Consider the following 8,063-nt stretch of genomic DNA (forward strand, 5'->3'; position numbering starts at 1 on the left):
TCAAACAATGTCAAGATACATTAGAATCAATGTTTTGAAATTGGTCATTTAATCGTGCAAACAAGAGTTACTCATTTACACAAAATTCTTGACACTCTCTTTCTTAGCATCGATATAACTATATAATGTGTATTTGGAAATATTAAAGTATTGTGAAACCTTGTCTCCTGACTTAGTCACTAGAAAAGCACCTTTACTGTTAAGAAACTGAATGCTTTTGACTTTATCTTCTTTGGTCATTAGTGAAACAGGTTTACCCACTAATTTAACTGATTCTTGAATAAGATCATCAAGTAATTCATTAACGTTTTGGGGAACAAAACTTGGTTCGTTAGAATCTTCCTTGGTTTTGACGGCCGTAAAGGAATGTAGGACGTTCTCCGCCATAATTAAATTAGAAACATCATAGTTAACGGTAAAAATAGCTTCTAAATTACCTTGTCCGTCCTTAAGATAAAGGGTGCTAGATTTAAGAACCCGACCGTCATGAGTATGGGTGATGTAATTAATATGGTCTTTTAGCTCGGTTGGATCTTTTTTGAGCGTTTCTAACACAATTTGCGAAGAATCATCTCCTAACTGTCTTGAAGAAACTTGACCATTTTCAATCGAAACGATGGTGTGGTTCATATCGTTAGGATCGATTCGATGGATGACGACTTCACAATTTTCGCCGAACTGCCCTGCTAAAGCCTTACCGATTTGACTTAAAAAGTTGAGTTTATCGTCTGTTAGCATTATGGATACCTTCTTTATTATAGGTGTAGGATATTTATAAACTGGCGAACCAAAAAATTTTATTGTTTACAAGCTTTATTATACCAACAATTGCGATTTTTAAAAAGAATTAGCAATTAAATATTTTTTAGTTGGGCTATATATTTTTTAGCGAGCAAAATATAGAATCATGTTGCGAGCCTTAACAGTAATCAAAATATTTTGCGAATAATTAAGTTGAATCAAGCGCGCCTATTTTATTCAGTAGCAATCATTGTAACGTCTTCTATTGTGCAAAAATCACATCGAAAATGGTGGCCTTGCGCGGTAAGCTAGAAGCATAAAAATTTAAGTGTATGATCCGATTTGAGTAGACAGGAATGGTGTCATGGCTTTTACTGTTTGTTTTTACCCAAGTTGCGGACCTAATCATTTATCCCTTTATGATCGCAGTGACTAAAAGCAGATCGTTTATTATGCTGATCATGGCAAATAATTGAGGCTAAGATAGCGATGATTTTGGCACTGCTGATCCAGTAAATCTGGCTTAAAATTAATCGCCAACACTTTTAGGTCGGTGATTTTACAGGTTTATTCAAAAAATAATGGTTGTGGAGTAGGTCTAAGTAGCAAATTAATTAAATGGCAGGTAGATTTTAAGGTGATTTCTTATACACTTAAAAAATCTACAAAAAGTGTAGGCAAGTGGTCGGGTTCCTGTTATAATTGACCCGAAAAGGTGAAATAATTCACAATATGACTTATAGTGCTTAGTTAACGCTGATTTAACTAAAAATGATTTAGGTGTTAATTCTTAAATGGTACCGCTTACAAATCGTTGATCTGTTCAGTATTAGTCAGTAAACATTTTTAAGGCAAAATTTTGGCTACTGATTTTACTATTGATCAAGATTTACAATGGCGTAATTATTGTTGACACAGTGTAACGCTAAAATTGTAAACACGTGGAATTGATCAGGGTACTCAACACTAGCAGGTGAATTGTCACCGTGTTCAAAAATGAAGTATAAGTAATTGGGAGGTGATACGCTAGACATAAAATTAGCTGTAAGACGTGAAAAAAGTTTAGTTTTACATCAGATTTGGACAAAGCAATTACGTCTAAATGCTTTAAACTAGCCATTTAGAATAGAATTGAAAAAATTTTATCGTTTCCTAAAAAATATTGAGTTTTTTAACGGAAGTGGTATACTATGTTTGTAAGCGTTATCTGTAACTGCTTGGTCTTATTGTTTTAATTCAGTAGGTGATTGATTGGGATCAATTAGGTTTTACCTACTGCTTTAAGATAATAATAAATTTATTATTAGGAAGGATGATTAACATGGCACTTGCTAAAATTGTGTACGCAACTATGACTGGTAACACGGAGGGAATTTCTGAAATCTTAGAACAGGCCTTTAAAGATGAAGGTTTAGATGTTGAACGTGTTGAGTCTGATGATGCGGATGACGATTTCTTTGATGATGCAGATATCTGTGTTGTAGCAACCTATACTTATAACGATGGTGAAGTACCATTCGATTTTGAAGATTTCCATGATTCATTATCTGACCAAGACTTATCTGGTAAAGTTTTCGGCGTTGCTGGTACCGGTGATAGTGAATTATATCCTGATGCTTTCTGTAAAGCTGCTGATTTATTTGAAGAAGCTTTTGCTGCAACTGGCGCTAAAAAAGGTAGTGCAACTGTTAAAGTTGAAAACGAAGCAGATGACGATGACGCTACAAGATTAAAAGCGTTTGTGAAAGAATTAGTTGCCGCTCAGGCTTAGTTTTATAATTAATTGTTCAATAGTGAACGCCAATATTTGGGGAAGTAATGGCCTTTAGCTTAAATGAACAGGACCGCTATGCTTGCTCTGAGCAAGCCCAACAATTTTCATTGAGTATGATATTGAAATATTGTTAACTTAAGTAGGGTTAAGTCAGCAATACTGGTTGAAGGAATCGACGCTTATACAGGGTTGGCGTGACCAAACAAAGTATGACTATGCACGCACAACGGGGGCTTCTACAGACTGAGGTAGAACGACATCGTTCATTATAAATACGTCAGTATTGTTTAGAAAGAGATACAAGCTTATTAAGTAAAGCGGGTGCATTAAAATGGGAAAACGCAGTTATAATAAGACACCAATGCGGGAACAAACCCCCGATGTGCGTCAGCATAATTTTAAAGAAGTTAGCTTTGGATACAATCGAGAAGAGGCTCAGCTGGAGGCTAGCCGCTGCTTGCAATGTAAGGATGCTCCATGTATGCAACATTGCCCGGTGAACATTGATATTCCTGGATTTATTAAACAAATCAAGGAAGGCGATTTAGAAGGTGCACGGCAAGTTCTTGCTAAGTATACTAATTTACCAGCTATTTGTGGACGGGTTTGCCCACAAGAAAAACAATGTGAAATGGCTTGTCGTTTAGGTCAGGCTAAAAAATTTGAACCAGTTGGTATCGGTCGTTTAGAGCGAATGGTTGGTGATTGGTCTTTGGATCAACCAATTGAAGAGGCCAACGTGGTTCATGATAAAGGCAAAGTTGCAGTGATTGGTTCTGGCCCATCTGGGTTAACAGCTGCTGGTGATTTGGCAAAAGCAGGTTATCAAGTTGTTGTTTTTGAATCTTCATCAGCCGCTGGTGGCGTTCTTACTTATGGTATTCCAGAGTTTAGATTGCCAGGAGAGGTTGTTCAAAAAGAAATTGATCAAGTTCTTGCACAAGGTGTTGAATTGAAGACGGATGTCGTCGTTGGGAAAACAATTACAATTGATGAGATTTTGGAAGATTTCGATGCTTGCTATGTCGCTGTTGGTGCAGGAACGCCTTATTCGATGGGGGTTCCTGGTGATGAGTTAGATGGCGTTTATGCTTCATTGGATTATCTGACACATATTAATCTAATGCATAATAGTCAGAACTCCAATTTTGATACGCCGATGCAATCGGCTAAAAAAGTAGTTGTTATTGGTGGCGGGAATGTTGCTATGGATGCGGCCCGCTCGGCTAAACGTGCTGGTGCCGAATCAGTCACAGTCGTTTATCGGCGGACATTGACAGAATTACCTGCGGCAATTCAAGAGTATCGAGATTCAGTTGAAGAAGGTATTGAATACAATTGGCTAACAAGTCCAGTTGAATATCTTGCGGGGGCTGACGGTAAATTGGCCGGTGTCAAGTGTATTAAAATGGAGTTAGGCGAGCCAGACGATTCAGGACGGCGGCGGCCGGTTCCGATTCCTGGCAGTGAATTTGTAATTGAAGCCGATGCCGCTATTGAGGCTATTGGCGAAGGTGCTAATCGCGTACTGTTGGACACATTCCCCGATCTTGAAACTAACAAGTGGGGTTGTGTTGAAACAGATGGTAAGACTTGTGCTACTTCGATCCCTGGCGTTTTTGCAGGTGGTGACATTGTCACTGGTCCTGCAACCGTTATTTTGGCAATGGGAGCTGGGAAAATTGCTGCGCAAGAAATTGATCAATATATTCAATCTCAACATGTAACCGCTACAGTTTAGGGTGAAAGTTTATTCAGTCAGATGTTGTTGGTAAAGTTGAAGATATTCCGAAAAGGATGCGAAAAAAATCATGAAACAGAAACACACGAAAACAATGGATGGTAATACGGCAGCTGCTTATATTTCTTATGCCTTTACCGAGGTAGCCGCAATCTATCCAATTACACCAAGTTCCACCATGGCCGAAGTTGTTGACCAATGGGCTGAACAAGGACAAAAAAATATTTTTGGGGAAAAAGTAAAAGTCGTTGAAATGGAGTCAGAAGCAGGTGCTGCTGGTGCCGTTCATGGTTCATTAAAGACAGGTGCCTTAACTTCGACCTATACTGCATCACAGGGTCTATTATTGATGATCCCTAACATGTACAAAATTGCTGGTGAATTATTACCAACTGTATTTAGTGTTGCGGCTCGTGCCGTATCTACTAATGCATTAAGTATCTTTGGTGATCACAGTGATGTTATGGCCGCACGGCAAACAGGTTTCTGTATGCTTGCTGAAAGTGGCGTACAAGAAGTCATGGATCTTTCGGCAGTTGCTCATTTATCAAGTATTGAAGGTAGCTTGCCTTTCATTAACTTCTTCGATGGTTTCCGGACTAGTCATGAATTGCAACGGATCGAAGTTATCGACTATGAAGATCTTAAACCAATGATGAATTGGGAAGCATTGGCTAAGTTCCGTGATGGTGCAATGAACCCTAATCATCCATATGTTTCTGGCTCAGCTCAGAACCCAGATATTTACTTCCAGTCCAGAGAAACGGTTAACCAATATTACGACCGTATGCCTGCCATTGTTCGTAAATATATGCAAAAAATCAATGCATTACGTGGGACTAACTACGATTTAACTAATTACTATGGTGACCCAGAAGCAACAGAAGTCATTATTTCGATTGGTTCCGTTTCACCAACGATTCAACAAACCGTTAAGTATTTAAATGAACGTGGTCGTAAAGTTGGGCATTTGAACATTCATTTGTATCGTCCATTCCCAGCAGCTGATATTCTGGCTAAATTGCCTAAGACAATTGAAAAAGTTGCTGTTTTGGATCGTACTAAGGAACCTGGTTCTGATGGTGAACCATTACTATTAGATGTTCAAAGTGTTCTCTATCGCCACGAAAATCGTCCAATCGTTATTGGTGGTCGTTATGGTATTGCTTCTAAAGACGTTACGCCGGATCAAATTGTTTCCGTTTATGACGAATTAGAAAAACCAGTTGCTGACATGAAACAACGCTTTACTATTGGTATTGTTGATGATGTTACGCATTTGTCCTTGCCAAAACGCGAAATTCTTGATTTAACTCCTGCATCTACTTTCCAGGCTAAGTTCTGGGGCTTTGGTTCTGATGGGACTGTCGGCGCTAATAAACAAGCCATTAAGATCATTGGGGACCATACTGGTCAATACGCACAAGCATATTTTGCTTATGATTCTAAAAAATCAAGTGGGTTAACACTTTCACATTTGCGTTTTGGTCACGAACCAATCACTTCGACTTATTATGTTGAAAAACCAGACTTTGTTGGTTGTCATAATGCGGCTTATCTGCACAAATATGACTTGCTTAAAGGTTTGAGAGATGGCGGAACATTCCTGCTTAATGCTATCTGGGATCCTGAAGAAGTTAAAAAAGTATTACCAGCAAAATTAAAGCGTTATATTGGTGAACATAATATTAATTTCTATGTGATCAATGCGTTAGCAATTTCACAACGTTGCGGCTTAGGTCGGCGGATCAATACCGTTATGTCAACTGCATTCTTCGAAGTAACTGATATTATGGACCGTGAAAAATTTGTTCCTTTATTAAAGGATGAAATTGATAAGACTTACGGTAAGAAATCACATGAAATTGTTGAAAAGAACTGGAAGGCTGTTGACGAAACCTTTGATGCATTGCACAAAGTTGACGTACCAGCTGACTGGGCAACAATTGATCCTGAAGCTAAACCTGAAAAACGTGAAGTCCCTTCATATATTGCCAACATTCTTGAACCAATGAACAGTCAAGAAGGCGATAACTTATCAGTTAAAGATTTAATTGATAATGGTATGTTAGGTGGTAAAATGCCATTAGGTACAGCCGCTTATGAAAAACGTGGTATCGCACTTGAAGTACCAGAATGGATTACAGACAGATGTACAATGTGTAATGAATGTGCTTTTGTTTGCCCACATGCGGCAATTCGTCCATTCCTTGCTGATGATGAAGAAATGGAACAAGCACCAGAAGGCTACATTACTCGCGACATGACAGGCCCAGATGGTCTTAAGTATCGTATCCAGGTTTCACCAGAAGATTGTACAGGTTGTGGTTTATGTGTCGAAGCTTGCCCGGCAAAAGGTAAGGCTTTAGTCATGAAACCATATGAAGAACAAAAGAAGGAAGCTTTGAATTGGGCTTTCGCAATGACCTTACAACAAAAAGCCAACCCAGTTAAGAAAGATTCAGTAAAAGGCTCTCAATTTGAAAAACCTTTGATGGAATTCTCTGGTGCTTGCTCAGGTTGTGGTGAAACACCTTATATCAAATTGTTGACCCAATTATATGGGGATCATATGATGATTGCTAATACGACTGGTTGCTCATCAATTTGGGGCGGTTCTTCACCAGTAACACCATACACGACTAATGACGAAGGTCATGGCCCAGCATGGAGTAACTCTTTATTTGAAGATAACGCTGAATTTGGGTTTGGGATGCATACTGCTAACAACGTTAAACGTAACCGTTTAGCAGTTCAAGTACGTGATGCGCTTGACAAGAAGCTTGGTTCTGCAGATACGCAAGCATTATTAGCTGATTGGTTAGAACATATGGAAGATGGCGATGGCACACAACAACGTGCTGCTAAGTTAACGGCTGTCTTGCAGGAAGAAACTGACCCAGCATTGAAAGAAATCTTGAAACACAATGACCTCTTCACTAAGATTAGTCAATGGATTATCGGTGGTGATGGCTGGGCTTACGATATCGGTTTTGGTGGTATCGATCATGTCTTGGCTAGTGGAGAAGATATCAACGTCTTCGTCATGGATAATGAATTGTACGCTAATACTGGTGGCCAAATGTCGAAAGCAACACCAACTTCAGCTATTGCTAAATTTGCTGCTGGTGGTAAACGGACGGCTAAGAAGGATCTAGGTATGATCTTTGCAACTTACGGTAACATCTATGTTGCGCAGATCTCAATTGAAGCTAACCCAGAACAAGCAATTAAAGCTATTTCTGAAGCTGAAAGCTATCCAGGCCCATCAATCGTCATTGGTTATACACCATGTATCAACCATGGCCTTAAAGGTGGCATGAGAAACTCACTTCAAGAAGCCAAAGAAGCCGTCGAGGCTGGTTATTGGCAACTTTACCGCTACGATCCACGTTTAGCTGCTCGTGGCAAGGATCCAATGAAGTTAGACTACAAGAAGGCTGATTTCGCTAAGATCCCAGCATTTGTTGAAAAACAAACTCGTTTCTCTGCATTGCACAATATCAAGAAAGATAGTGCAACGGTCGACGAAATGATTGAACAGACAGAAGCAGATATGAAGACTCGTTCTGAAGCTTATGTCAGAATGGTTGAAATGAAGAAGCACTAACTTAAGCTGTTTCAAAAACACACTTACTTAGTAAAGTAAGTGTGTTTTTTTATAATTTAAATTTTATGCGCGTAGCTACCACTGTGCGGCCGGTAATTTGTAAGCGGTAAATAATCACCCGTTTTAAAAAGACAACCAAACTTCTCGATTTTGAGAAATCTGGTTGTCTTTTGTTAGGCGGCATTTTTAGCTTGATG

Annotated in this window: 4 protein-coding genes; 3 read left to right on the plus strand and 1 reads right to left on the minus strand. The window is 39.0% G+C overall.

Translation table 11 applies throughout. The annotated features are described in order from the left end of the window. Nucleotides 1–75 precede the first annotated feature (75 nt). Entirely contained in the window at nt 76–738 is a 663-nt protein-coding gene (locus FFM78_RS13200) for a helix-turn-helix transcriptional regulator (RefSeq protein WP_137638858.1), read from the minus strand. Nucleotides 739–2,062: 1,324 nt separating this feature from the next. On the opposite strand from FFM78_RS13200, the gene FFM78_RS13205 reads away from it, so the two are divergent. The 3 genes from FFM78_RS13205 (at nt 2,063) to nifJ (ending at nt 7,866) form a co-directional block, all read left to right on the plus strand. Further along, the gene (locus FFM78_RS13205) at nt 2,063–2,512 is read left to right on the plus strand and encodes a flavodoxin (RefSeq protein WP_137638859.1); all 450 of its coding nucleotides are present in this window, start codon (nt 2,063–2,065) and stop codon (nt 2,510–2,512) included. Between the two features lie 334 nt (nt 2,513–2,846). Continuing rightward, nucleotides 2,847–4,256 (plus strand): NADPH-dependent glutamate synthase, encoded by a 1,410-nt coding sequence (gene gltA / locus FFM78_RS13210; RefSeq protein ID WP_137638860.1) that lies wholly within the window; start codon nt 2,847–2,849, stop codon nt 4,254–4,256. A 70-nt stretch (nt 4,257–4,326) separates the two neighbouring features. After that, nucleotides 4,327–7,866: a pyruvate:ferredoxin (flavodoxin) oxidoreductase gene (gene nifJ, locus FFM78_RS13215; protein ID WP_137638861.1), complete on the plus strand. Its 3,540-nt coding sequence runs from the start codon at nt 4,327–4,329 to the stop codon at nt 7,864–7,866. Nucleotides 7,867–8,063 lie beyond the last annotated feature (197 nt).

It is taken from the genome of Loigolactobacillus binensis (assembly GCF_005405165.1).
Classification (GTDB): Bacteria; Bacillota; Bacilli; order Lactobacillales; family Lactobacillaceae; genus Loigolactobacillus; species Loigolactobacillus binensis.